This is a genomic window from Paenibacillus sophorae (genome assembly GCF_018966525.1).
GTDB classification, from domain to species: Bacteria; Bacillota; Bacilli; order Paenibacillales; family Paenibacillaceae; genus Paenibacillus_AQ; species Paenibacillus_AQ sophorae.
The window spans coordinates 2,779,454-2,806,417 of sequence record NZ_CP076607.1 but is presented as its reverse complement, the minus strand read 5'-3'; the positions used below and the strand labels follow the sequence as shown (position 1 = coordinate 2,806,417).

Here is a 26,964-nt window from a genome sequence, read left to right as displayed (position 1 = left end):
ACACATGGCGAAGCCATATCTCATCATCGGCGGCGGGGCGGCTGCCGTCCAAGCGGCAAAAGCGATCCGCGACCGCGATGATGAAGCGGAAATCATCATTCTCGGCGAAGAGAACCATCTCCCTTACAACCGGATCAAGCTGACCAAAGGCCTGTTCACCGATCTGCACAGTGAAAAAGTGCTTATCAAAAAGGAAAAATGGTATCTCGCAAACCGGATCACCGTAATTACTTCCGCGTGCGCCGTGTCTCTCCGTCCGGAGCTCCGTCAAATCGAGACCGAGGACGGCAGAACATGGGAATACCGCAAGCTGCTCCTGTGCATGGGCGCGCGGAACCGCGCGCTTCCGGTTCCGGGAGCCGAACTCCGCGGAGTTCATACAATTCGTGACATGAAGGATGCCGATGCGCTCAAGTCCAGCCTCGCAAGCGGCAGCCGCGTCGCCGTGGTCGGCGGAGGCGTTCAAGGCCTGGAAACGGCATGGGCGCTGTATGAAGCCGGTTATACCGTAACCGTCGTCGAAGCCGCTCCCCGTCTGATGGGCCGCCAACTGGACCGTCATTCCTCGGAACTCCTCCGGTCGCATCTGGAGCGCTCCGGCGTGGCGGTCCGCCTGCAAGCTGGTGTTACCTCTATTGAGGGAATCGGGTCGGCCCAGGGAATTACTCTGGACGACGGCTCCCGGATTTCCTGCGATCATGTCGTCTATTCGATCGGAATCCAGCCAAATACGACCCTCGTCAAAGATACGGCCATTCAGGTCCGGACCGGCATCGTTGTTAACGATCGCTTGGAAACCAGCATACCCGGCATATATGCCGCCGGAGACGTAGCGGAGCTGGACGGTCATGTGGAAGGGCTATGGGGCGGAGCACTCGAACATGGCCGCACGGCGGGAAACAATATGGCAGCCGAAGACTCCGAAGTCTATAGCAAAGCGGTGCCCGTCACTCTGTTTAACGCCTTCGGCGTCTCGCTGTTCTCCATCGGCACGGTTGATGAAGGCCAGTGCGACCTCACGCTATCCGGCGAAGTTAACGGGGTTTACACGGCAATCTATGTGAAAGGAAACACAATAGTCGGTGCCGTGTCCTGGGATAGCGCAGCCGCTTCACTCATTTACAAAGAAGCCATCGAGCGAAAAATCGGACTTGAAGGCATCAGCCCTGACGGTACGGACATCGTCACTGTCATGAACGAAGTGAAGTCACGGCTGCGCGGAACGGCACCCGGCGCCTGACCGGATATGCGAGGGCGGCACGGGAAGTCTGACCGGTAAATCCGGTATACATCAATTGAACCTTGAGGAGTTGAGCATGATGAAAAAATATATCTGCGAGCCCTGCGGCTATGTCTACGATCCGGCAATTGGAGATCCTGACGAGGATGTTGCTCCGGGAACCGCTTTTGAAGATTTGCCGGACGACTGGGTCTGCCCCGTCTGCGGCGAGGATAAAGACCACTTCGCCCCGGTCGACGGAGTGTAGGAAATGTAGGAAGGTTTCAATAGGAAGCGGAGACCGGCCGCCAAATCGTATTACAGGGAGAGATGACCGATGACCGAGTATTCATGCCAATACGCCGCTGAGCCCTGCACCCGAAAGGTACCGATCTTTGCTTCGCTGACCGATGAAGATTTGTCCCGAATCAGCGCCATGATCAAGCACCGTAAATATGCCAAAGGACAGGCGCTGGTTCTGGAGGAGGAAGCTTCGGATACGCTCTTTATTATTCGCCGGGGACATGTAAAATTGTCCAAGATGACTCCCCAGGGCAAGGAGCAGATTCTGCGCATTCTGATGGCAGGCGAATTTTTTGGCGAGCTAAGCATTTTTGGCGGTGGAGAGCTCAGCAACTTCAGCGCTTACGCGCTGCAGGACACCGACATCTGCAGGCTGACCCGGGCCGATATGGAGACGATCATTACCGCGAATCCGGATATATCGCTCCGGCTGCTGAAGGCCGTTACCCAACGTCTCGCCCATACGGAAAATTTGGCGCAGAGCCTCGCAACCAAAGATCCGGAAATTCGGATCGCCCATATGATTCTGGAGCTTGGCGTCAAATACGGCAAGCCCCGTGAGGGGAGCCTGGACATTCAGCTTCCCCTATCCCGGGAAGAAATGGCCAATTATGTCGGCGTAACCAGGGAGACGATCAGCAGGAAATTCGCCCGGTTCGAGGATCTGAAGCTGATTAAGCTGATCGGCAACAAGCGGATGGTCCTGAAAGATCCGGCAGGCCTTGAGAAGTATTTGGATTGAACAACAGTATAGAACCTGGACATGGGTGCCATTCCGCCGCTTGGCGGGGGGGCACCTTTTTACATGTTTCCAGAGAAAAAATGACATAATATTTATTTTGACAGTTTCTATCATTTTATATAGAATGCCATTATGAAGTTCATTTTGTTTTGTTGAAAGGTGGTCCTAATTAATGGCGCATTCTGAAAAATCCAAATGGTGGGTACTCTTCTCCCTTACCTTCGGATTGCTTGCGGTCGGACTGGATATGACTGTGCTCAATGTGGCTCTTCCTACGTTGGCAACGGATATGCAGGCATCGACAAGCCAGCTGCAATGGATTCTGGATTCCTACAACCTGGTGCTGGCCGCCATGCTGCTTCCCGCAGGAATGCTGGGTGACCGTTACGGCCGCAAAAAGCTGCTTCTGCTGTCGCTAGTCGTGTTCGGTGGAGCCTCTGCGGCTTGCGCTTTCTCCTCCACTCCCGCAATGCTGATCGGGATGCGCGCTTTGCTTGGTCTGGGCGCGGCATTTCTGATCCCTCTGTCCATGTCCGTTCTTCCCGTCCTATTTACGGAAGCCGAACGAACCAAAGCCATGATGATCTGGGCCATGGCGAATATGCTGGGCATCCCTCTCGGCCCTATTCTCGGGGGGTGGCTGCTTAATCACTACAGCTGGGGTTCCGTATTTCTGATCAATCTCCCTCTCATCGCCATCGCGCTGGTAGCGGTCGGACTGCTAATGCCGGAGTCACGGAGCGAGAAGCGCCTTCGTCTGGACATCCCGGGCATTCTCAGCTCCAGCTTGGGTCTTACCTGCGTCACTTACGGGGTTATTCGCGCCGGGGAACACGGTTGGGGGGATAAAGGGGCGCTGGGCGCTCTGCTCGCGGGTCTTTTGATTGTGGCAGGCTTTCTGATCTGGCAGCGCCGGACCCAGCATCCTCTGATCGATTTGTCCCTATTCCGCTCCTCCAGCTTTACCTGGGGCACCATTCTTGCCACCAGCGTATCTTTCGCTATGTTCGGCCTGCTCTTCGTCATGCCCCAATACTTTCAGGCGGTCAACGGGGCCGATGCTCTGGGTACGGGTCTACGGCTTCTTCCGATGATTGGCGGACTGCTTATAGGCGCCAAAATTGCTGACGCGATAATTAACAGGCTTGGAGCCAAGTATATTGCCTCGCTTGGTTTCGCCATAATGGCTGGCAGCTTGATCTTGGGTACAGCTACCAGTCTGGACAGTAGCTATGCTTTCGCGGCTCTCTGGATCAGCATTGCAGGGCTGGGTTTGGGATTCGCTCTACCTACTGCCATGGATTTAGCAATCAGCAAGCTGTCCGCCGAGCGAAGCGGTGTCGGCTCCGCTCTCGTCATGGCGATGCGTCAGGTCGGCGGAGCCATCGGTGTGGCTCTTCTGGGTGCAGCCCTTAATTCCGTCTACCGCGGCAAGCTGGTGCTTGGCAATCTCTCCGGAGAGGTCGCAAACACTGTGAAGCAAAGCGTATCCGCAGGGGTTGCCGTTGCGGACCGATTAGGATCTCCGGAGATGCTTGCAATGATACGGTCCGCTTTTGTACAGGGGATGGATCAGATGCTTTGGATTTGCGGCGGCATTGCGTTGGTCAGTTCCCTGCTGGCTCTACTCTTCCTGCCCAGCCGGACGGCTGTAAAGGAAATGACAGAGCTTAACAGCACCCGGTCCTGATCTATTGGGTTGTCCCTTCCACCGAAAAAAAGGTAAACTGGAGGAAACATGCATCAACGGAGTTTCCTTGAAGCGGTATATTGGAGGGATTGAATTGCCTGATGTGAAGAGGCAGAAGGTCGGACTGCGTGAACGAAAGAAAATCAAGACAAGAGCCGCCATTCAGCAGAACGCGATTCGGCTGTTCCGCGAACAGGGCTACCAGGCGACCACTGTGGAACAGATTGCCGAGGCTGCGGAAATATCTCCAAGCACCTTTTTTCGGTATTTTGCGACCAAAGAAGCTGTGGTTCTGGAAGATGATTACGATCCATTCCTGATTGAAACCTACCGTAAACAGCCTCCCGAACTTAGCCCAATTCAGGCCTTGCGGAACGCCGTCCGCGAAGGGTACTCTTTAATACCGGCAGAGGAACGGAGTGGCATCTGGGAACGGGTTTCGATGGCTATGTCCATCCCCGAGCTCCGCGCCGCCGTAATCCAGCAAATTACCAGGACTGGAGAGATGGTCGCCGATATTATCGCGGAACGTTTGGGCTGCTCCCCCGGCGAGCTCAAGATTCGCGTTCTAGCGGGAGCCTTCCTCGGAGTGGTGATCTCAACGCAAATGTATTATATAGAACATCCGGAAAGGGAGTTCATCGATATCCTGGATGAAGCCTTAGCACTCCTGGAGGCCGGATTTCAGCAATAACCACACTTTAGCATCGGCAGCACCGCTGTCATACGAATAGGGCTGACCAATCCTTGGTCAGCCCTTGTTATTTACAGATTTGCGAGCAAGCGCTTCTTGTCCTCAGCAGTACGTAAATCCACGCCTAAAGGCTTGAACTCGCTAAAAATTACAGCGACTAAGCCTACCCGCCCAATTCCACCGACTTGTTCATTTCGTTCCACGCCGCCTGGCCGATCAGTCCGAGCCGCCAAATGGCGATGCCCTTCAGGTCGTAGCGCTTGGCAAGGCCAATCTTCGTGTTAACGGAGCTTTCATTCTCGCTTGCAAGCGAGATGCCAAGCACCAGCTTGTCCTTCGTCGTCTGCTTCAAGGCCAGCCGGATGGCTTCATCCACTTTATCCGTCGGCTCTGGATGCTTCTGATCCTCGTATGCGTAAGCCATAATAACAAGTTCATCCGCCAAAGATGCCAGCGTCTTGTAGTCATAGCCCGCATATGAACTGTTAATTGGATGCAGGGCAATGCCTACTTTAAGTCCCTGGGCGCGGGCTTTGCCCGATACATTTTTGACGAATGCGTTGTAATCCGAGCGCGCCTTCGCTTTGTCGCCGGTCAGTCCGAGACCTTCCAGATCCAGCATAATGCCTTTGAAGCCTTTTTGAACGGCGGTATCGACAATCTTCCCTATCGTCTGATCTTGAAGACTCTTATCCTCTAAGTTTTTGGTCAGCTCCAGCTTATCATCGCCCGAGTAGACCATAAGGTATGGCGTCTTCCCGCCAGCGGCGGCATTCTGCACGATGGATTCAGGCGTTACGTCCCCGGCAGCCTTCGGCCAATCAAAGTCCGCGCCCGCAGTGGTAAACTGCCCATCCTTGTCAATCCGGCTCCAGCCAAAAGCGACATCATCAAATCCCGGCAGCAGCGAATATTCGTCGTATGAAGAAAACGCATAGAAGCCAAGCGTATACATATCCTTCTTCGGTGAAGTGATCGCTACCGTCTTCGTAGACTGGGTCCACGATACCGCCGCACCGAACTGCTGGCTGAAGAAGCTCAGCGGAATCATCGTCGTTCCGCGCACCGTCTGCGGCGCCACCGTCAGGTTCACCGCCGATCCGTTCACCAGCGCGGTCTTGCTGCCAAGCGTCAGAATCACCTGTTTGCTTCCTGATTCATCCTTGCCCACGGCAGTAATCTTCTTCGCGCTCTGATTCCACTGAACCGTAATGCCAAGCGCTTCCGAAATGGCCCGGAACGGCACCATCGTCGTACCGTTCATTACCGCCGGCTCCACCGGAAAAGGCAGCGGATAACCGTCCAGCATAATACTTACGCCTCCTGCGGCCGATACGGTCTGAGGCGCAGCGGCAGGCACGCTTCCCAGCAGCAGCGCCCCGCAGAGCACAAGTTTTCCCCAATGCTTCATTTACCATGTCTCCTGTCTCTTAAAAAATATGATTCACGTCTATGAATGCTCAACTCTTTTAACGTTGCCGGTAGGCAATTGGTTGCTCTAATCAGCGCCGACTCTATTGATTTTACCAATAATTGATAGATTGTTCCAGTAATCATAGATTCTACCGATACAACACAAAAAACCAAACGGCAGTTGGGTACCGCTTGGCTTGACTCCTGTTGTGCAGACTTGTGCTCCTTAAACTACTGTTTTTAAATGAGCTGCTGCAGACGATCATTGCTCTTTGTCACCTTCCCGCGGCAGGCTCCAAGCCTCGGACTATTTCACCCACCTGACTCAAAATGCCCTCCATGGATGCATGATCATTCACGTCATAATCATCTATATTGAGCCGCAGCACCGGACAAGCGTCAAATTCGTCGATCCAAGCCGAATACCGGTCGTACATTTTCACCCAATAGGAGCGGTCGGTCTGAACTTCCATTTCGCGTCCCCGCTCCTTAATTCGAGCCAGAATAGACGGAAGATTGCCCTCGAGATAAATCAGCACATTCGGATGGGGGAAGTACGGCGTCATGACCATCGCTTCATAAAGACCGGTGTATGTGGCATAATCCGTGGCCGACATCGTCCCCTGATCCGCATGCATTTTGGCAAAAATACCGGTATCCTCGTAAATGGAACGATCCTGAATAAAGCCTCCGCCCAGCTCGAACATCCTCTTCTGCTCCTTGAAGCGCTCGCCGAGAAAGTAAATTTGCAGATGAAAGCTCCACCGTTCGAAATCATTGTAAAATTTCTCAAGATACGGATTATGCTCGACCTGCTCCAGCGACGTTCGAAAGCCGAGACGCTCGGCCAGGGCGGCCGTCAGAGTGGATTTGCCGACACCAACTGTGCCCGCCACCGTAATCAGCGCGTTTTCCGGGATATGATATGGGTTCATTGTGTAAGCTCCTTTACTTGGGTGGAAAAACAACCAGACCATTGTATCACGCCCGCCGGATCGGCGCATAAAAAATTTAATTGGTTCGAAACCTTTTGCCGTTACCCACGTCTAACCATTGACTATTTTCAACTATTTTCCATTTTCACGTATAGGGAGGAGATTATTTATGAAAAAATGGTTGGCCGGTCTCGGACTGGTTCTTGGCATCACACTATCCGTACAAGGAGCCGCCCTTGCAGAAGAAACGGGGACAAGCATCGCCGAATTTGGGCCAAGCTCGCTGATCAAAAGCGATGGCAGCTACTGGATATGGGGGGTTAACCAATCGGTTCCCACCCCGCTAGTCGGACTGGGCAAGATAAAAGCCGATCTCGGGAACGGAGTTGTGCAGAAACAGGACGGCTCAGTATGGCTCGTCAGCAGAAATGACCGAACTTATGCGATCGAAATCCGGAAGGTTGAGGGCTTGAACCACCCCGTTAAAGTCTTACACAGCACCCCTTACGAGGCTGTCGCTGTGGATGCGGACGGATCGATATACCGCTCGGCCAAGGACGGTAACGGCTATGCCGATCTGACAAGCTTCTCTCCCGTCTCCGGCATCAGCCAGGTAACGGATGCAGACGGATACTACGAGCAGGCAAGAAGAGAAAGCAAATGGCATTATACTTTCTTGAAGAGTGACGGAACGGTATGGAGGGCCAATAAAGATCTTTCCTCCTTTGAACAAATACCGAACCTTAGCGGCGTAACCAACATTGAAGGATTCACAGCGCTGAAGCAGGACGGAACGGTGTGGACATGGCCGACCGAGTTTGACAGCGATCAGCTGCCTGTAAATCCTCCCATTGCCGAAGCGATCCCGGGACTTGCCGATATCCGGTCGGTTGAGTTAAGCCGGCGGGCTAACTTAGCCATCGACGGCAGTTCCCGTCTATGGTTCTGGGGATCAACCATAACCGGAGTTTCCGATGGAACGACGCTGCACGAGCATGATAAGCCCATATTGCTGACCGGGATCAGCGATGTTAAGGAAGCCTTCTCAGTGGAAACCTCACTAATGGTGCTTACGGCTTCAGGCAAGGTGTGCGCGGCATCCATTTATCGGGAGTCAATGCCCGCGAACGCAGAGTTTGCCTTGATCACATCCGATGTCAAGACGATGAGAAACGGCGGCCGCCATCTCATCATGCAGAAGACGGACGGCAGTCTGTGGGGCTGGGGCGTAAATAAGAACGCCCAGCAGGGAACCGGCGATTACGAGTTCATGCATCGTGAGCCGGTTGAAATGCAAAAGCCGATTAGCGTTACGCTGAACGGTGAAGCAGTCTCCATGAACAGCGGCGGCGTCATTACCAAAGACGGCCAGAACTTCGTCCCGCTTCGCTCAGTATTTGAGAAGCTGGGCGCCGTTGTCGCCTATGAAGAAACCTCGGGGCAAAAGATGGTTACCATCACCCGCCAGGATGGCGATAAAAAGACGGTCATCCAGGTAAACGCCAAGACCGGGGCGACATACGTTAACGGTACTCAGATAAAGCTGGCGAACAATCCCTTCAATGTCAGCGGCACAGTCTATCTTCCCCTCCGCTTCATCAGCGAGAAGCTGGGCGCGGCAGTGGAGTGGCTGCCCGGGGAAGAGCGGATAGCGATTACGATGAAATAAACTCCATCGACATCTTTCTTATCTGCGGCATTCGAAACTGATCATGGTTTTGAATGCCTTTTTCTATGTAAAATCAACTGCTTCTATAAGCAACGGCATCGAGCATACATAGGCAGGTCGGATTCACGAAATCCGTAGTCGTCGTCATTCGCGCAGGAAAATGATCCTTCTTGAAATATTTATAAAACACATCCTTCGCCGCGCTGAAATCCTTAATATTCTTGAGATACAGATTGATCTGGACAATATCGTCAAATGTCGCTCCGGCCGATTCCAAGGTAGCCGCCAGGCTATCAAAGCTGGCTTGCATTTGGTGTACGATATCATTGGATTCATGCCCACCTGCGTGATGCGAAAGATAAATAAAATCCCCTGCCGATACGTAAGATGAGCAGGTATCATCTCCATAATGCGATGACGTTCTGATAATCATCCCAAACATCCCTTTCCAGTGGAAAATAGTTACTTACAGCCATTTTACCAAACATACGTTCGTAATTCAATCTTTATTTCACATGAAAAAAGGCAGCCGCGCTGGCTGCCTTCTTCCGTACTAACGATATTTAATTCACCTATGATTTACGACAACCGGCCGCTGTAATCCTCGTAGCCGAAGGTCCGAATCACCTTAATACCTTCTTCTTCATTGTAGGACACGATGGAAGGCAGGTTAACGCCATTGAACATATGGTTCTTGACCATCGTGTAATGCGCCATATCGAGGAATACGAGACGGTCTCCCGCCTTCAGCGGCTGCTTGAACGAGTAGTCGCCGATAATGTCGCCTGCGAGGCAGGTCAGTCCGCCTAGGCGGTACGTATGCTCATACTCGTTCGGCTGCGCCGCACCAATAATGTTCGGCCGGTAAGGCATGGCCAGCACATCGGGCATATGGCATTCCGCCGAGGTATCGAGAATGGCGATTTCCATGCCGTTCTTGACCACGTCCAGCACCGTCGCCACCAGATAGCCGGTATTGAGGGCGATGGCTTCGCCCGGCTCCAGGTAGATCTGGACGTTATATTTGTCCTTCATATACAGAATGCAGCGGATAAGCATCTCCACATCGTAATCCGGGCGTGTAATATGATGCCCGCCGCCGAAGTTGAGCCACTTCATATTTTTCAGGTAAGGTCCGAATTTCTCATCCACGACCTTGATTGTACGCTCCAGCGTATCCGAGTTCTGCTCGCACATTGTATGAAAATGCAGGCCCTCGATGCCGTCCAGCCCGTCAGCACGGAAGTTGTCCAGCGTTACGCCCAGTCTGGAGTTGTTGTAACAAGGATCATACAGCGGAATCTCGATTTCGGAATACTCGGGATTCACGCGGATGCCGCAGCTGATGTGCTTCGGAGCGCTTTGCACCTTATCCTTGTACCGTCTCCACTGGTCGAAGGAATTAAAAACAAGATGATCGCTGTACTTCATCAGTTCGTCAAATTCCGAGTCCACATATGCCGGAGCGTAGGCATGGACCTCTTTGCCCATTTTCTCATAGCCCAGACGGGCTTCGAACAAGGAGCTGGAAGTGACGCCTTTCAAATATTTCCCTACAAGCGGGTAGAGAGCGTGCATGGAGAAGCCTTTTTGGGCCAGCAGAATATGCGCACCCGTGCGCTCCTGAACGGAGTTCAGCAGCTCAAGATTTTTGACAAGAAGCCTTTCGTCTACAACATAACTTGGTGAGGGAACCGCGCTGTAATCGATCTCTTTCATCGGTTCTCCCTAATCCAGCAGCGTCGGCGAGAAATCTTCCTGCCACGGCAGTCCTTTAGTGTTCAGCAGTTCCATGAACGGGTCTGGGTCCAGTTCTTCCACATTGTAAACGCCCGGTTTCATCCAGGTTCCCTTGATCATCAGCATAGCGCCGATCATGGCCGGTACGCCTGTCGTGTAGGAAATGGCCTGGGAGCCGACTTCACGGTAACATTCCTGATGGTCGCACACATTGTACACATAGTAATTCTTCGGCTGGCCGTCTTTGGTGCCTTGAGCGATGATACCGATGTTCGTCTTGCCTTTTGTTCTCGGTCCGAGCGAAGCCGGGTCCGGCAGAACCGCCTTCAGGAACTGGAGCGGAATGATCTCTTTGCCTTCGAACATGATTGGCTCGATGGATGTCATGCCGACATTTTCCAGCACTTTCAGGTGCGTCAGGTAGTTTTGGGAGAAGGTCATCCAGAAGCGGATTTTCTTGATTCCCGTAATATTTTTGGCCAGGGATTCCAGCTCTTCATGATACAGCAGGTAAATATCCTTCGGTCCGATTTCCGGCAGGTCGTATACCTTCTTCTCGGAAAGAGGCGGTGTTTCGATCCATTCGCCGTTTTCGTAGTAGCGTCCATTGGCGGTGATTTCGCGGATATTGATCTCCGGGTTGAAGTTGGTGGCAAAAGGATAGCCGTGATCGCCCGCGTTGGCGTCGACAATATCGATCGTATGAATTTCGTCAAAATAGTGCTTAAGCGCATAGGCCGAGAATACGCCGGTTACGCCCGGGTCAAAGCCGCAGCCCAGCACAGCCATGATGCCGGCTTCTTCGAACTTCTTCTTGTACGCCCACTGCCAGCTGTATTCGAATTTCGCCGTTTCCGGTGGCTCGTAGTTCGCGGTATCCAGATAATGCACGCCCGTTGCAAGGCAGGCATCCATAATGGTCAGATCCTGATAAGGAAGCGCGACGTTAATAACGACGTCCGGACCAAAGCTTTTGATGAGCTGGATAACCTCGTCGGTATTGTCTGCGTCAACCTGGGCCGTCTGAATTTTCGTGCGGCCTCCGTCCAATTTATTTTTCAAAGCTTCACATTTCTCGACTGTTCTGCTCGCAATACAGATCTCTTCAAAAACATCCGGGTTCTGGCAGCATTTATGAACAACAACGCTTGCGACGCCGCCAGCGCCGATAATTAACGCTTTTCCCAAAATGAATGACCTCCTTAAAGTTTTGTGATGAAATAGCTCCCTTGATAAACTCCAGCAAAACTCGCTTCGGAAGCGTATGCGTATCCTTATGAAAAATCAACAACGCTGATTATACATAACCTACCACAAATAATCAATAAAAATCGACGAATACCGTGAAGAATTTACACAAACAATCATAATGCTTGAAAATCCTCAAAAATGCATAAAAATCCTCCGTTTTTCACCGCTTTAAAACGATAAAATCGGAAGATGCTTACAGTTTAGCTATACCCTTTTTACACAGAAATAAACGGCCCATTGACCGGACCGCCATGCAAACGAGGCAATTTAACTATTGTATCACAGTGGAATTCAAGATCACAGCGCGTGCATATGCAGCCAGGGGAAACGCTTACGGATTGTCCATACGAAATTCTGCACGGGAAATACATTTCCATGTTCAGCCTTACGCATTTGGCCATGTGCGCCGGGATGGGGACCGTTCGCCCTTGCCAGTAAACGCTAAAATGCAGTTTTTTTCCATCGAGAGCGTCGGTTAGAAGGAAAATCCTGCGATTGCACAGGAATTTCAGGTTATGCGGACTGAATTCGCAGTGGGACAGGCCCAAAAAAAGCACGATTGCAGGCGTGTTCCCCCGTGACTTCCTCAAGTGGACAAAAAGATGTACCATTTCAGGTTTTTGCCCCTCATTCTGCCCGCCCGCGCCTCATTGAAGTTCGGATCGTACGCGAGGTTCGCGCGTCGTTCCGGCTGCAGCCGTTACTTGCAGAGGATTTACCGCCTTCGTTGATCGGAGATGGCCCCTTCCCTTGGCTGGCCAAGAGGCAGGGGCCTTTTTGACATGATTTATGGAACGAAGCCTAGCCTTACTGCCCGAATCCCATCCGCGGACGCTGGCGCTCCTTCGTATCCAAGGCCACCGACCGAACGGATGATACCGGAACATAATGTATCTGATATTCGGTTTTATACTTGATGAATTTTTCATCAGCCTTCTCCAATACGCCGTCGCTCAGACAAGAACCGTCCAGAAAATAGATCGTTACTTTTTCGCCCTGCAACGCAGATAACATGTTGTACTCCTCCCTTGCCCTCACAAATGGGTAATGATTGTGTCGATAATGCCGTACTCCAGCGCTTCTTCTGCGGACATGAAGTAATCCCGGTCCATATCCTTCTCCACCTTGGCTTCCGGCTGTCCGGTGCGCTCCGAGGTGATGCGGACGAGCTTCTCCCTTGTCTGCAAAATCCGCTTAGCCGTAATGGCAATGTCGCTGGCCTGCCCCTGAGCGCCGCCGTGCGGCTGGTGGATCATGATTTCACCGTTTGGCAGCGAGCAGCGCTTCCCCTTGGTTCCCGACAGCAGCAGAAAAGCGGCGAACGAAGCCGCGAAGCCCGTACAGATCGTATTCACCTGCGGCTTGATCAATTGCATCGTATCATAAATCCCAAAGCCTGCGGAAGTGGAGCCTCCCGGACTGTTGATATACATATAGATATCCTTCTCAGGGTCCTCCGCCGCCAGGAACAGCAATTGGGCGATGACACTATTGGCCAACTGGTCGTCGATTGCCGCACCTACGAATACAATCCGGTCTTTCAGCAGTCTAGAATAAATATCGTACGTCCGTTCCCCCCGGCTCGTCTGCTCCAGCACATAAGGAATATAGCTCATTTTCCGTTACCTCCACCGTTTATTTTTGTCTTATCTAACCCGCAAACGGTTGGAGGCTCCGAAAAGATACGCTGGCAGCCGGAAAACATCCCGTACACACGCTCATTGCTTCGGGCAAAAAAATATTTTTCCGCCGCGTATCGTTTAAGCTCTGTTATTCGTTTACACTTAGAAGAAAGAGTGACTGACTTAACTTTAAGGAGGCGGTCCTATGGCTGCGTCAAAAAACACAAATACCGGAACCCTTCCGGATCAGGATAGTATTGTTCACCTGCAGGCTGCCCTGAAGCGGTATTGCCTGTCATTAACCGGATCAAGCTGGGATGCCGAAGATCTGGCGCAGGATACATGGCTGAAAGCATTGGAACCTTTGCGAGCCGGGCACAGTAATCCGGAAGCGTTCCTGCTGCGAGTCGCCAAAAATGCATGGATCGACGCCGGGCGGAGAAAAGCCGTACTTCAGCGGATATTGCAGCAATCTAACGAAGCGAAATATATAGAGCAGGAGAATGGGGAGTTTGAGGCCGAAATGGCCTTTCAGGCGATGATAAAGCATCTGTCTCCCCTGCAGAGGGCGGTATTCCTTATGAGAGATGTGCTGGACTACAGCGCGGCGGAAACGGCGGAGCTGCTGGACACCACCGAAGGCGCCGTCAAAGCGGCGCTGTACCGGGCGCGGCTGGCCATTCCCGCCGTTAGAAAGGAATTGTCGGCGGACGGTCCGACGCTTCCAGAGGAACAGAGCTTCCGCGCCTTCTTGGAGCGGATGGCGGATGCATATAAGCAGGGTCAAATCGAGGAGCTTATTGAAATTACACAGCAAGGCGATGCGAAGCCAGACACGGTTATCGCAATCAGCCTCCGGATGCAGAGCGTCCAACCTTACAGCGTGAATGCAGCTCCGCGAAATCTCGACATGCGTATGGCGGCATAGCGACCTGTACTGCTGAACCAACAAGAAGAAGCGCCACAGCCGCAAGGCCTGGCGCTTTTTCCTGTTCTACTAATAGCGTCTGAATTCGCCACCTGCAATTCCCCCGGCCCGAACGCCTGCTGCTTCCCCGTCAGCTTGATCCGTTCATTTCCCACGCCTTACTGTGAACCTCCCTGCGCAGCCGGCTTCTTCCCCAGCTTAAACCGTGAAGTAAATTTCCTGGCAAGTCCGGGCAGAACCGCAAACCCGTCTCTTACAAACAGGGAGTTGACCGTAAAGTATAGGGGGAAGATCAGTGCTGACAGCACAAGTCCCCATATTATCAGGGAAAAGAAAGAGTGTATAGGAAGATTGACTCTCTCGATAATCAGACCAATAAAGAAGAACAGCGCAATATTCGCCCCCCACTTTCGCAGCGTGATCCAGGGACTGCGCTCCAGAAGCCTCCGGTTCGCATATATAATCATATCCAGCGACCGGTAGAGAAGCGCCACAATCGTGCCCATCAATACACCGTAGATGCCGAACATCAAGACAAAGCCGATGGAACAGACGAGATTGATCACCGACTCCAGAATCGATCTTCCCTGGGTGCTGCGGAAATGACCGGCAATTTCGATTACATTATCCACCGGCGCCCGGGCATTGATCAGCAGTTTAGCCGCGACGAACAGCACAGGAAGCAGGTAGTCGATATAATTCGTATCCTTAACCCCGGCCGTGTATAGCCCCATAAAAGGCAGTATCAGAATATATACCATATTGATGACTGCGAAAATAAAACCCATATAATACGTTTCGTACATATTGTACAGCTTCATGAACTTCTCCCGGTTGTCGAAATAGTTTTGGCCGAGCGCGAATTTGAGGCTGCCGCTGACCATAAGCACCAGATTGTCCACGATGTTGAATACCATATTGTACATGACGTAGATACTGACGACTTTTAAATTGGTGAAGACCGTCAGCACCAGAATGTCCGTATTTTTGAAAATCAGGTAGGACAGCTCATGAATGAGTGCCGAGTTCTTCTGGCTGATCGACGCATAATCGGGCTTCCGGTTCAGATCGATCCAACTGTAATGCTTGCGCACATAGACCCGGTATACGATAATTTGCAGCAGTATGACGATAAAATAAACCGCTTGCACCGCGATGATATCAAAGCCTTGCAGCAGCAGCAGGATACGCACCAGACTGTTGACGATATTGGCAATCATGCCAACCGAGGATTCGATATAACTCTTCCCTTCGGCAATCAGCAGCACTCTGAACTTTCCTTGAAAATAATAGTTGACCGCACCGCCCAGTCCACTGAGCGCCACCACAGCCATTACCGTAAGCGCGTCAAACCCGGATTCAATCACAAATGGATAAACAAATGCAATCAATACAACGGCGGCAAAATAATAAAGACCTGTCTTCTTGTAATAAATGGAGGTTGCAGCCAAAATGTCATTGATCTTGGAACGGTCGTTTTGGCCGATCGGACGGTACAGGGCTTGGATCGAGGCAGCGCCTACTCCGGCTTCCAGCAGAGACAGATAGGCGATGATCTGTGTAATGGAGGCGACGAGTCCATTGGCTTCCGAACCGTAATTCAGCATAATCAGCCTGGGAATAAAAAAACTGAGCGCGATTGTAACCAATTGGCTGAGTAAACCGATGGAAACATTAAGAATGCTGCGTTTGGCTATCATACCATTCCTCCTTTTGACCGATTATTAAACTGCCGCGTTAACCGGATCATACCATCACGCTTATGAATAAATGGCTGCCCGCAGCTTTGCGTTATGCCGCCGCATGGCGGAATTTGGAGCGAAGGCCCGCCTTTAGCCGTATAGCCGCCTGACGGCATCCGAGCAGCAGCAGATACAGCTCCGGGGCGATCAGAAACGAACGGATTTGCACATTCACTCTGCCGTGCTCTTTCATTTGGCGCTTCATGACAAGACGCATCTCTTCGTTCAAATGGGGATAATGCTTGTCGATATCCCGCAGCAGCGCACGGATCGAGACATTGCCGGAGCTTCCAAGACAGGTCTTCAGATTATAAAAATAGTTCTCTAGCATATGGCGGGAGAGCAAAGTATCATGAACATCCTTCAGCTCCGGACGCCCTCTCATATACTCCCCCGCCCGCTTGAAGGCATCCGCATAATCAAATTTTTTGACATTATAGACGCTTGAGATCGACGTGCTCCGCTGGAGATAGAAAGAGAGCACTTCGTCAATAAAGACTACGTCGCCCGCCAGCGCCAAAGCTTTGAACGTATATTCCTGGTCCTCCCCGTTAATACAACCCGTTGCGTAAGTAACGCCGCCATCTTCCAGCATCACTCTGCTGTAAGCGGCGCTTGCCGTCCAAATCCGCATATTCTTCTCTACCAATATCCGCCGCAGCGCATCCGCGCCCGTCATTTTCTCCGGAAGACCTTGAATATCCCGGTAAAAATCAAAGATCTGCTTCCCGTTCTCGTCGACCAGCAGCCATTTCCAGCATATAACGTCCGGAGCTCCGTCTTCCGCGGCCTTGACAAAAGACTCTACCAGTGCCGGGGCCACATGATCGTCGCCGTCCAGGAACATAATGTAATCTCCAAACGCTTCCTCTACGCCCCGGTTTCGGGCGGCGCTGACACCGCCATTCTTCGTGCGGATCAGCCGGCAGTTGGCCAGCTTTCCCTGGTCGATAAAGTCCTGGACCACCTGTCCCGTTCCGTCAGTGGAGCCGTCATCAACGACAATCGTCTCAAATTCCTTGTTCGTCTGTCCTGCCAGCGACTCAAGCGTATAGCCGATATACGCCTCGACATTGTACGCCGGAATGATTACGCTCAGCTTCATTAAGCTCTCCTCCTCTTGACGGTTATCCGATATCCGCTTATTTATTTCCGGCCAGAACGGTCGGTTTGAACTTTACGCCGCTATCGCCGCCCACACTGTCCATGAACAACGCATTCAGCTTGGCGCCGATAATCTCCTCGGAGTATTGGCTCTTGACAATGTCCAGAGCCCGGTCACCCATTTCCGAGCGGATTTCCGGATCCGACAGCAGCTTGCGCAGCGCGCCGGCCAGCTGGAGCGGGTCGAGATTCTCCGCAAGAAGCCCGTTCTCCCCGTCCCGGATCAGTCCTCTAACGCCCATAACATTGAAGGCCACGGCAGGCAAACCGCAAGCTCCCGCTTCCAGAAGGACGAGGGGCAACCCTTCGTAGCGCGAAGGAAGCACAAACAGCTCGCAGGCGTTATAATAGTGCCTTAATTCGTTTTTGTCGCGCACCGACCCAAGCAGGATGATTTTATCCTCAAGACCGGCACTCGATATCCGTTTCCGCAATTCCTGCTCATCCGGTCCGCTTCCGGCGATCAGCACCTTCAGTTCCGGAAAATCCCCCAGCGTCTTGACAGCCTCGACGAGCAAAGAATGCGCTTTTTGGTGCTCGTCCAGCCGTCCGACCGTAATGATGTACCGCGAGTTACCGTCAAGGCCCAAAGCCCGGCGCGCTTCCTCCCGGTCCTCCCGGTGGAAGATAGAGCGGTTTACGAAATTCGGAATGATGCGGATACGGTCTTTCATCCCGGGCAAAGACGACAGCATGCTGCGATGCTCATCCTCGTTAAGCGTCGTCAGATAGGCGGCCTGCTGCAAGGTCCGTTTCTTAATCGGCATCAGGAACCCCGGTATGCTTCCGCCGTGATATGCGGCAATAATGGGGATGCCCACGGATTTGGCGATGCTGGCCAGCCGTTCAAACCGTCCAGACGCATATTCCTGCGCGTAGATGACATCAATGCCGTCGTCTTGCAGCATTTGGGCAAGGCCGGGCTGAATCGTGGAGACGTACTGGGAGACAAATTTGAGGACTGGAGTCCGCTGCGAGAACGGAATCCGGTCATACAGACGGTACGGAGTGCTGACCGGTATGAATTTCACCGTACAATCGACTACTTTATGACGGTAGGTGCGGGCTTTGCTGCCGATTTTCGTGAAATTGTAGATGGTGGTTTCAATACCGTGTTCACGCAGCAGACGGGCATAATCAAACGAAAAATCATTATGATAGGATTCGACATACTCCCGTTCGCTAATGCCGAGTCCCTTCACGAAAAAATCCTCGAAGCAGTTGGTATGCATGAAAATTCCGATATGCATCACAGGTTCCTCCCCGGAGATAAGAATACGTAACCGAACCGCGGTATGGGTAAAGCTACATCAGGCTCTGATTCTTTTCTTTACGGAATGGAAAGATCAGGGTGCTGTACAGCAGGCTGTAAAACGCTTCGCTGGTCGACAAGATCAGGGCGGCCATCTTCAGTTTGGGTCCGACCGGCTTTGCGCCCATGATTACGGAGAGATTCTCCCGCAGGAACTTTTTTACCTTATCGACATCTTGGCTATTATCTAGTCCGTTTTTCTCTCTAAGCAGATAATTGTAGAGCTCCATCGCTTCATTAATTACGACATTTGCGGCCCAGCCCCAGGTATGCTTGTCGATTTTGTCATGGTACTGGCTTCTGACCTTTTCATATTTCTCATATGCGCCGGAGAATTTATCCTGGAGCTTTTTTAGATCTTTGCTTCCCGTGATGCTCTCTTTTCTTTTGAAGTAATAATATTTGGGAATGTTGACGATAGCGACCTTTGAAGCCTGCATGAACAATTTATAGGTGGTCGGAGTATCCTCATAATAAACCCCAACGGGATAGTTGACGCTGCGGAACAGTTCTCTTTTGTAAAGCTTGTCCCAGGCCAGATTCTTGATCCGGACATCCATCAGCAGTTCGCTTAGTCCTTCCACGTTCCCCAGCACTCGGGGGGAGCCGTCAAAGTTGTTAATTTGGAACAGTTCGCCGTCAACCACCTCGTAATGGCAGCATACGGCGATATCCGCTTCATGTTCGATCAAGGCGTTGTACAGCGATTCGTACATGTCTTTGGCAATCCAGTCATCCGAATCGACAAAACCGATATATTTGCCCTCTGCGGCGTTGATCCCCCAGTTTCTGGCGTCGGACAATCCGCCGTTCGGTTTGTGAATGACCTTGACCCTTGTATCCATGGCCGCATAGCCGTCGCAAATGGCGGGACAGTTGTCGGGAGAGCCGTCATCGACTAGAATCAGTTCAAAGTTCTCGAAGCTCTGTGCCAGAATCGAATCCACACATTTATGGATATAGTTCTCCACCTTATACACAGGCACTATGATGCTGATTTCCGGTTTCATCGAAGCAGGCACCCCTTTTCATTAAAAATAATAAATCTAGCGCAAAGCTCACGTTCGGCGGATTGCGATTCACTTAAACCAAATATATTTATCGCTTGGAAAAAGGTCAATGCACTTTCAGAAAACACCGAAAAAATGGCTCTAACGTAGTAGACGGGTGTACGCTTCAAGAGGGGGACCCCGAACCGAATGATGCCTTGGCTATCCTACCAGCGGACGGGCTTTTGGAATAAGATAAGAAATTGCCCAAAATTTTCATTTCTATTATAAAAAGGAGGAACCCGGCCTATTCGGCGGAATTCCTCCTTAATTATTACTCCGTTGTTGCCCTTTTCAGCTCCTCCACATAAGCAAGAGCCAGCTTGGAGAGTACGGCGTCCTTATGGCAGATCCAGCCGACGTTGATGCTCTCGCCGCAGTCCAGCGGAACCGGAATAATTTCATTGCCGTTCAGGTCCGCGCTCAGCACGCCGGTAGAAATCGTATATCCGTTCAGCCCGATGAGGAGATTGAACAGCGTCGCCCTGTCGTTGACCCGTATGCTTTTGGGATGCGAGAGAGTGCTTAATATTTCCTCAGAGAAGTGAAAGGAGTTATACTCCCCCTGTTCAAAGGACAGATAGGGATATTCATGCAGCTGGTCTATGGTTACGATTGACTGCTTGGCGAGCGGGTTGTGGATGCTGATAAAAATATGCGGTTTCGCCGTGAACAGACTGTTAAACGCTAGTCCCGCGTCTTTCAGCAGCCTGCCCATCACTTTGGCGTTGAATTCGTTCAGATACAGAATGCCGATCTCGCTGCGAAGGCTTTTGACATCCTGGATAATTTCGTAGGTCTTTGTCTCGCGGAGCGCGAGCTCGTATTCGTCCTGCCCGTGCTCGCGCACCAGGTTCACAAAGGCATTCACCGCGAATGCGTAATGCTGGGTCGACACGGAAAAATGCTGCGGCGACGGCTTTGCGCCAAGATACCGGTTCTCCAGCAGCTCGGCCTGCTCGACCACCTGACGGGCATAGCTTAAAAATTCCGCGCCTTCTTTCGAGAGGGAGATGCCTTTGTTGGTCCGCTCAAAGATCGTGATTCCGATCTCATCTTCCAGATCCCTGATCGTATTGGACAGGCTGGGCTGGGAAATGAACAGCCGCTTCGCCGCCTCGTTCATCGAACCGCGGCCCGCTACCTCGATCACATATTTCAGTTGTTGTAAAGTCAATGGGCGCGTTCCTTTCTTGTTGGCTTAGGCTTTACTCATCTTTGAGGTTGTCGCAGGTAAAGCCCTGCTCTTTCAGCGTTCGCTTCGCATCGCTGTATTCCGGATTGGCGGCGAAGAAGGCCGCAACCCGTCCGGTCCAGTCTTTTTCCTCCAAGCCTTGGGCTTTCAGCGTTTGGCGCTGGGCTTCGTTAATCTCCCTCAGATAACCGGCCAGATCCGAGTTATAGCTCTCTTCATGCCATACCGCATGGAGAGGAAGCCGAGGCTGCTTCGGCACCTCCGCTTCGGGATAGCCTACACAGAGCCCGACTATGGGGAATACATATTTCGGCAGCTTAAGAAGATCGATAACACCCTGCGTATTCCGCCGGACTCCGCCGATCGGAATGATGCCAAGGCCGAGAGATTCCGCCGCGACAATCGCGGCTTCCATTGCAATTCCCACATCGGTCGCACCGGTCAGCAGAACATCCACATCGCGTTCCGCTTCAAATGAAATATTCTCGATCTCACCGGCCAGCTTGGCGCGGTAAAAGTCCATGCAGAACACAAGAAACACCGGAGCCCCGGCCACATGCTTCTGGTTCCCGCTGAGAACGGACAGCTGCCGTCTTCGCTCCTCGTCCCGTACGGAAATGATCGTCACATGCTGCCCGTTGATCCATGAGGGAGCCGCCTGCGCTGCCCCGATTATCTTCTCCAATACTTCCTGCTCCACATCCCGCTGCGAATACTCCCGGTAGGAGCGGTGGTTGGCCAACGTTGAAAGCACTTCGTTCAAATGAATTTCCTCCTTATGGTTACTGGCTAAGCCATATTATAACGGATATCCGCATAAAATAGCCCCACAAAGTTAGCGAACCAAATGTTACGTTTTTCTTCACTTTCATAATGTTTCAGAAAATGGTATTTTAATTTTAAATAATTATCGAAGCGCAGATGCGTTGTCATCCTCTAAAGAAAGCGGGGTGGACGAATTGGAAGACGAACTGTTCAACCGTGCAGCCGAAGAACTGCTGATTCGTTCGGGCGGCAGCACCGAAATCATCATCGAAGCCCGCTTTCCGGGATCACGGCTTGTCGGCGGCAGATACCATATGGCCACGGCTAAAGTATACTTATATAAAGAGCAATTGAAAGAGCAGTGCCTCGAGCTCTTTGGTTCGCTAAATAGACTAAGGGAGTACGTCGCCGTCGTATGCGCCCATGAACTTGGCCACGCGGAAGACCGGGAGCTCGTAAGTCTCTCGAACCGGCTGGATGAAGAAATCAGCCATAGAGAGCATGCGGAAATCGCTTTGCAGATTGAAGAGAACGCCTGGCGGTATGCCGAGTCCCTGCTTCCAGATATCGATCCGGAATTTATGCGGACTATTATCGACGAGTCGCTTTACGCTTATCGCCGCAAGCTTCGCACCGCTATCGCCTGAGCATTCGTTGACCGGTATGGCGATATTCTCCAATAACCGGAGAATTGCTGCTTTGCTGTCTTTTTACGGCTCTAAAAATGAGAAGGGCTATTTCATTCGTAGAAGAATCTACTTATGAAACAGCCCCACCGGAACTTCCGTACGTCACTCTCCTCTTTGCTTCAATGCACTTCCTGGTTTTGGTACAGGCCGGAAATCTCCCTGAATTTACGCTGGCAGCTAAGAAATATCCGAACGATATCCGGATCGAAATGCTTGCCCGCATTCCCCGCGATAATTTCCACCGCCTGTTCATGGGACATGGCCTCCTTGTACACCCTTTTGCTCGTAAGCGCGTCATATACGTCGGCGACAGCCATCAGCCTTGCCGAGAGCGGAATCCGCTCCCCCGCAAGTCCTTCGGGATAGCCTGTACCATCCCATTTTTCATGATGAGAATACACGATTTCCTTCGCGTACCGGAAAAAAGTCTCTTTCTTGTTCATCAGCTGCTCCGCCCGCAGAATCGCTTCTTTACCCAAAGTTGTGTGAGTCTTCATGATTTCGAACTCTTCCCGGGTCAGACTCCCCGGCTTCAGCAGAATGTGATCCGGTATTCCCACCTTCCCGATGTCATGAAGCGGAGCCGAGGTAACGATCAGGTCAACCGTCTCCCGGTTTAAAATCCCGCTGTATTTGGGCGTCCGGGCGAGGTGTGTGGCCAGTTCTTCAATATACAGCTTCGTCCGCTGGATATGGTTTCCAGTGTCGACATCCCTCATCTCGGCAAGGGCGGCCATCGACATGATGGTCACCTCCTGAACGAGAGAAATTTCCTTGATCCGCCTCGATATCTCCTTTTCAAGAAAATGGTTCTTGTCTTTGAGGAAATGGTTGGACTGCTTGAGAATCAAATGCGTCTTCACCCGCGACAGCAGAACTGGCGCGCTAATCGGTTTGGTAATATAGTCAACCGCCCCCAGCTCGAACCCTTTGTTCTCATCCTCCGCTTCTTCTTTGGCAGTCAGAAAGATGACCGGAATATCCTCGAGTTCCTTATCCATTTTCAGCCGCCGGCACGTTTCATATCCGTCCATGACCGGCATCATGATATCCAGCAGAATTAAATCGGGCGGTGCGGACTTGGCTACCGCGAGCGCCTTTTCGCCGTTCGTGGCGATTTTTACTCTATAACTTTCTTTCAGGAGGCCGCTAAGTAAAGCAATGTTATCAGGTGTATCATCCACTACTAATACAACGGGTCTCAGGTCAAGCATTCTCATCACCCTCTATGTACTGATTGCTGTTCCTTGCCACCCTTTCAATCCGGTCAATCGCGTCTTCAAAATCGAATATCACGATCGATTGTTCCGTTTCGCGCCAATCTTCCGGCTCCATCCATGCCTTTAATTGATTCTTCACCGCATTGAAATAGTCTACCGCTTCACTGTCGCTATCCTTCAGCAGACCCAGCAGCCGGCCAATCTCCTGCTTCATCGGCCGGCGAGGAGGCATATTTCCTTCTGCTTCGGCACTTGAGCTTGGAATTCCTCCTAATGCGGAACGGATTTCTTCCGATATGCCGAGGACGGCAGTCTCAAGTCTTTCAATAAGCGGCATAATCTCCTCCCCGGCCGGCCCTGCAGACAGTAATGCGCTGATTTCGCCCGACAAGGTCTGTACCTCCAACGCGCCGATATTGCCGGATACGCCTTTTAAGTTATGGACAAGTCTATGCGCTTCGGCGAAATCCCGACGATCTGCGGCCTCCTGTATCTGCCTTACGGTATTGTCATGGTTGTCCGCATATTTCCGCAGCAGACGTATATATAAAATCTCGTTGTTTCCGGTACGCTTGAAACTGTTAATCGTATCGATTCCATTAATCTGCGGAAAAGACGGCGCCGCGATGTTTTTCTCATGCCAGGCATCCCCGTGAATCGTCTGCGAGAGCTTGCCTTTCACATCGTCCGGAATCCATTTGTCTATGATGCTGAACAGAATATCGGGGTCGATCGGCTTTGATACATGATCGTTCATGCCGGCCGCCAGGCACTTCTCCCTTTCTTCCGGCATCGTGCGGGCTGTCATGGCGATGATCGGCAGCTCCGAACCCTTCTCCCGAATTCTTCGCGCAGCCTCAAATCCGTCCATTACCGGCATTTGCATATCCATCAGCACCAGTTGGAAATATGGCTTCGGCAGCTCCCCGATCATCCGGACAGCCTCCGCTCCGTTTGAAGCGATCTCCGTCTCAACTCCCTGGCTTTTCAGCAGTTCAACGGCGATTTGCTGATTGATTTCATTGTCCTCGACCAGCAGAACCCTTAGACCCGCAAGCTTATAATCCTTCTCATTCACACTTGAAGGCAAAGGCAGCTCCCCGTTATGCGGAACGAACAGGTTGATGATCGTGTCGTAAAGCAGGGATTGATTAACGGGCTTGACCAGTACATCGTCCAAATCCGCGGCATCGGCCTGTTTTAAATAAACGTCCTTCCCAAAAGCCGTAACGAGAATAACCGCTGGAATAGCTTTAAGCGTTGCGTGTTTCTTAATCCTCCTGGCGGTTTCAAGACCGTATTCGCCCTCAATTTCCCAATCCAAAAATACAAGATCATAAGGTTCATTCTCATCCGCTGCTTCCAGAGCAAGAATCGCTTCTTCTCCGGACGATACGGCGGATGCGCTGCAATTGAAATCCTGCAGATTTTTGACCAGAAGCTCCCTTGCAGCCTGATTGTCGTCAACGACAAGCATCCGAAGCGATCTCATCTCCTTGGGTATCTCTCGGGCTGGGGAGCTGTTTGTCTTACTAACGCCGAACCATGCCGTAAACGAAAAGGTACTCCCCTCGCCCGCCTTGCTCTCCGCCCACAGGTTTCCTCCCATCATCTCGACCAGCTTGCGGCTGATAGCCAGTCCGAGACCGGTTCCGCCGAATTTGCGTGTGGTGGAGCTGTCCGCCTGCGTGAACGCCTGAAAGAGTCTTGCTTCCGCTTCTTTACTGAGCCCGATCCCCGTATCCCGCACGCTGAATTTCAGCTTAACCCTGTTATGTACACGGTGGACCTGCTCGACCCGGACAACAACCTCGCCCTTTTCTGTAAATTTCACAGCATTGCTTACCAGATTGGTCAATACCTGCTGAAGGCGAAGCGGATCGCCGATCAAATTCACCGGAACATCCGCCGGTGTGTAATACATCAGCTCCAGGCCTTTGTCATATGCGGACTGGCTCGACAGGGAAACGGCATCCGTGATGACTTCCGGGAGTTCGAACTCCGTAACCTCCAGTTCAAGCTTGCCGGATTCTACCTTGGAAAAATCAAGAATCTCGTTAACAATGCCAAGCAAAGATGTTCCGGCATTGTGTATTTTGGACAGATAGTCTCTCTGCTTCGGACTGAGTTCGGTCTTGAGCGCCAGATGGGCCAGTCCGATAATGGCGTTCATCGGGGTTCTAATTTCATGGCTCATATTGGCCAGAAACTCGGATTTGGCGGCTGTCGCCTCCTCAGCCATGTACAGAGCTTGAGTAAGCTCACTTTCTTTTTGCTTGAGCTCGGTAATGTCCTCGGAAACGCCCAGAAGGAAGAGGACGTTGCCATCGGCATCCATAATCGGCAGCTTCGAAGCATGGACATAACGGAGTGTGCCCTGCTCGCTGTCACCCGGCAAAATTTCGATCTCGCTTACGGTCTGTCCATGCTCCAAAACTTTTCGGTCCGTAGCGTTCAGCTTCCTGGCTACCTCCGGCGGGAACAGATCATAATCGGTCATTCCCGTCATATCCTCGGGGGAACGTTCCAGGAAATCCGCACAAGCCTTATTCGCTTTGTAGATCTTCAAGTCTGCCGCATCTTTAACATAGACCATCACAGGGATATGATTAATGATGACATCCAGAAAATTCCGGCTCTCCAGAAGCTCCTTTTCCTTGATCTTCAGATCGGTGATATCCATCATGATGCCTAAATACCCACCCTCGGTCCCATCGGACAAATGATAAGCAGACAGAGAATAAAGAATGTCATGCTCTTTGCCGTCGGCAAAAGGCCTTCTAAGCTGTCTTTGAGCGGGTTGGCCGTTTCGGGTCACTTCTTTTCTCATATCGTCCAGCTCTTCGTAGCTTTCCCGGGGCAAATGCGCCAAGTCCCTCGCATGCAGACCGGTTAATTCCAGCCGCTTCACGTTGAACGCCTGCTCGTAGGCCGCATTGCAGCCAAGGAAATAACCCTCTACATCCAAATAAAATAACGGATGGGGCAAAGTGTCGATAAGCTGCGACGTAAAGTAAAGCTGGTCCAAAAGCTCTTTTTTTATGCGTTTATACTCGGAGACATTCTCTTTGATGCCTACATAGTGAGTGATCTTCTGGTTATCGTCCTTGATTGAAGAGATGATAACGGCTTCCGTGTACTTCTCTCCGTTCTTTTTCTTGTTGATAAATTCCCCCTGCCACTTGTCGCCCTTGCTGATTGTCCTCCACATCTCCAGATAGGTTTCCGGCGTCGTTTCTTCCGACTTAAGAATACCCGGCGTTTGGCCGACCGCCTCTTCCATGCTGTACCCGGTTACCTCCGTGAAATAAGGATTGATGTATTCTATCTGGCTGTGCGTATCGGTAATAACGATGGAAAGCGGCGATTGCTCGATGACATTCAGATACAGGCGCAATTTTTCATTGTACTTCTTTTCGGTCTCCAGCAGCTTTTTGGCGTCTCTGATCTGTTTTACGTACAGGCGCACAATAAAATAAGCCATAATGACAATCGCTACGTAAACAATGCTATGTATGGAAGCCAAGAACGGCATACCTCCCCTCGGAGTCTTCGTGGTTTGAGGCAAACTCTCTCTATTCTTTCTTCGACATTATTCAACAAAAAAATTAGATCAACCGCT

Annotated in this window: 23 protein-coding genes; 8 read left to right on the top strand and 15 right to left on the bottom strand. The window is 51.6% G+C overall.

Annotated features, from left to right (window positions below; translation table 11 throughout):
- The first annotated feature begins 4 nt into the window (after positions 1-4).
- The 5 genes from KP014_RS13145 (at position 5) to KP014_RS13125 (ending at position 4,648) form a co-directional block, all read left to right on the top strand.
- Positions 5-1,240, top strand: coding sequence for an NAD(P)/FAD-dependent oxidoreductase (locus KP014_RS13145; RefSeq protein WP_090834582.1), 1,236 nt, complete (start codon positions 5-7; stop codon positions 1,238-1,240).
- A 79-nt stretch (positions 1,241-1,319) separates the two neighbouring features.
- A complete protein-coding gene (gene rd / locus KP014_RS13140) occupies positions 1,320-1,487 on the top strand; it encodes a rubredoxin (protein WP_025695543.1) in 168 nt (55 codons plus the stop codon).
- Positions 1,488-1,556: 69 nt separating this feature from the next.
- A complete protein-coding gene (locus KP014_RS13135; RefSeq protein ID WP_036597481.1) occupies positions 1,557-2,264 on the top strand; it encodes a Crp/Fnr family transcriptional regulator in 708 nt (235 codons plus the stop codon).
- A 172-nt stretch (positions 2,265-2,436) separates the two neighbouring features.
- Positions 2,437-3,954, top strand: coding sequence for a DHA2 family efflux MFS transporter permease subunit (locus KP014_RS13130; protein ID WP_036597483.1), 1,518 nt, complete (start codon positions 2,437-2,439; stop codon positions 3,952-3,954).
- A gap of 103 nt (positions 3,955-4,057) precedes the next feature.
- Positions 4,058-4,648: an acyl-CoA-like ligand-binding transcription factor gene (locus tag KP014_RS13125; RefSeq protein WP_343223121.1), complete on the top strand. Its 591-nt coding sequence runs from the start codon at positions 4,058-4,060 to the stop codon at positions 4,646-4,648.
- Positions 4,649-4,811: 163 nt separating this feature from the next.
- On the opposite strand, the gene KP014_RS13120 is transcribed toward KP014_RS13125, so the two are convergent.
- Both KP014_RS13120 and KP014_RS13115 read right to left on the bottom strand, forming a co-directional pair.
- Complete coding sequence (locus tag KP014_RS13120; RefSeq protein ID WP_036597485.1) at positions 4,812-6,059, bottom strand: stalk domain-containing protein; 1,248 nt, start codon at positions 6,057-6,059, stop codon at positions 4,812-4,814.
- Between the two features lie 277 nt (positions 6,060-6,336).
- Positions 6,337-6,996, bottom strand: coding sequence for a deoxynucleoside kinase (locus tag KP014_RS13115; protein WP_036597487.1), 660 nt, complete (start codon positions 6,994-6,996; stop codon positions 6,337-6,339).
- Between the two features lie 169 nt (positions 6,997-7,165).
- On the opposite strand from KP014_RS13115, the gene KP014_RS13110 reads away from it, so the two are divergent.
- Positions 7,166-8,665: a stalk domain-containing protein gene (locus KP014_RS13110; protein ID WP_036597489.1), complete on the top strand. Its 1,500-nt coding sequence runs from the start codon at positions 7,166-7,168 to the stop codon at positions 8,663-8,665.
- A 73-nt stretch (positions 8,666-8,738) separates the two neighbouring features.
- Here KP014_RS13110 and KP014_RS13105 read toward each other — a convergent pair whose 3' ends face one another.
- The 5 genes from KP014_RS13105 to clpP form a co-directional block, all read right to left on the bottom strand.
- On the bottom strand, positions 8,739-9,098 hold the full coding sequence (locus KP014_RS13105; RefSeq protein ID WP_036597491.1) for a RidA family protein: 360 nt from the start codon (positions 9,096-9,098) through the stop codon (positions 8,739-8,741).
- A gap of 146 nt (positions 9,099-9,244) precedes the next feature.
- Positions 9,245-10,384, bottom strand: a complete 1,140-nt coding sequence (nspC, locus tag KP014_RS13100) for a carboxynorspermidine decarboxylase (RefSeq protein WP_036597492.1) — start codon at positions 10,382-10,384, stop codon at positions 9,245-9,247.
- 9 nt (positions 10,385-10,393) lie between these two features.
- Positions 10,394-11,593 (bottom strand): saccharopine dehydrogenase family protein, encoded by a 1,200-nt coding sequence (locus KP014_RS13095; protein ID WP_036597493.1) that lies wholly within the window; start codon positions 11,591-11,593, stop codon positions 10,394-10,396.
- A gap of 870 nt (positions 11,594-12,463) precedes the next feature.
- A complete protein-coding gene (locus KP014_RS13090; RefSeq protein WP_036597494.1) occupies positions 12,464-12,670 on the bottom strand; it encodes a hypothetical protein in 207 nt (68 codons plus the stop codon).
- 20 nt (positions 12,671-12,690) lie between these two features.
- Positions 12,691-13,272 (bottom strand): ATP-dependent Clp endopeptidase proteolytic subunit ClpP, encoded by a 582-nt coding sequence (clpP, locus tag KP014_RS13085; protein ID WP_036597495.1) that lies wholly within the window; start codon positions 13,270-13,272, stop codon positions 12,691-12,693.
- A 211-nt stretch (positions 13,273-13,483) separates the two neighbouring features.
- Between clpP and KP014_RS13080 the strand changes: the two genes are divergently transcribed.
- The gene (locus tag KP014_RS13080) at positions 13,484-14,206 is read left to right on the top strand and encodes an RNA polymerase sigma factor (RefSeq protein ID WP_051500249.1); all 723 of its coding nucleotides are present in this window, start codon (positions 13,484-13,486) and stop codon (positions 14,204-14,206) included.
- A gap of 158 nt (positions 14,207-14,364) precedes the next feature.
- Here the strand turns inward: KP014_RS13080 and KP014_RS13075 are convergent, their stop codons facing one another.
- From KP014_RS13075 to KP014_RS13050, 6 genes are all read right to left on the bottom strand, one after another.
- Complete coding sequence (locus KP014_RS13075) at positions 14,365-15,906, bottom strand: lipopolysaccharide biosynthesis protein (protein WP_036597497.1); 1,542 nt, start codon at positions 15,904-15,906, stop codon at positions 14,365-14,367.
- 91 nt (positions 15,907-15,997) lie between these two features.
- Positions 15,998-17,053: a glycosyltransferase family 2 protein gene (locus KP014_RS13070; protein WP_051500250.1), complete on the bottom strand. Its 1,056-nt coding sequence runs from the start codon at positions 17,051-17,053 to the stop codon at positions 15,998-16,000.
- Positions 17,054-17,090: 37 nt separating this feature from the next.
- Positions 17,091-18,362, bottom strand: a complete 1,272-nt coding sequence (locus KP014_RS13065; protein WP_036597498.1) for a glycosyltransferase family 4 protein — start codon at positions 18,360-18,362, stop codon at positions 17,091-17,093.
- A 55-nt stretch (positions 18,363-18,417) separates the two neighbouring features.
- On the bottom strand, positions 18,418-19,434 hold the full coding sequence (locus tag KP014_RS13060) for a glycosyltransferase family 2 protein (RefSeq protein WP_036597499.1): 1,017 nt from the start codon (positions 19,432-19,434) through the stop codon (positions 18,418-18,420).
- 313 nt (positions 19,435-19,747) lie between these two features.
- Entirely contained in the window at positions 19,748-20,650 is a 903-nt protein-coding gene (locus KP014_RS13055; RefSeq protein ID WP_036597501.1) for a LysR family transcriptional regulator, read from the bottom strand.
- Positions 20,651-20,681: 31 nt separating this feature from the next.
- The gene (locus KP014_RS13050) at positions 20,682-21,422 is read right to left on the bottom strand and encodes an NADPH-dependent oxidoreductase (protein ID WP_246590754.1); all 741 of its coding nucleotides are present in this window, start codon (positions 21,420-21,422) and stop codon (positions 20,682-20,684) included.
- 196 nt (positions 21,423-21,618) lie between these two features.
- Here KP014_RS13050 and KP014_RS13045 point away from each other — a divergent pair, with 196 nt between their 5' ends.
- Complete coding sequence (locus KP014_RS13045) at positions 21,619-22,080, top strand: hypothetical protein (protein ID WP_246590716.1); 462 nt, start codon at positions 21,619-21,621, stop codon at positions 22,078-22,080.
- A 161-nt stretch (positions 22,081-22,241) separates the two neighbouring features.
- Here KP014_RS13045 and KP014_RS13040 read toward each other — a convergent pair whose 3' ends face one another.
- Together KP014_RS13040 and KP014_RS13035 are read right to left on the bottom strand one after the other, a co-directional pair.
- Positions 22,242-23,342 carry a response regulator gene (locus KP014_RS13040; RefSeq protein WP_036597503.1) on the bottom strand — a complete coding sequence of 367 codons (1,101 nt, stop codon included), beginning with the start codon at positions 23,340-23,342 and terminating at the stop codon, positions 22,242-22,244.
- A complete protein-coding gene (locus tag KP014_RS13035) occupies positions 23,329-26,868 on the bottom strand; it encodes a response regulator (protein ID WP_175491944.1) in 3,540 nt (1,179 codons plus the stop codon). Before KP014_RS13035 ends, KP014_RS13040 begins: the two co-directional genes overlap by 14 nt.
- Positions 26,869-26,964 lie beyond the last annotated feature (96 nt).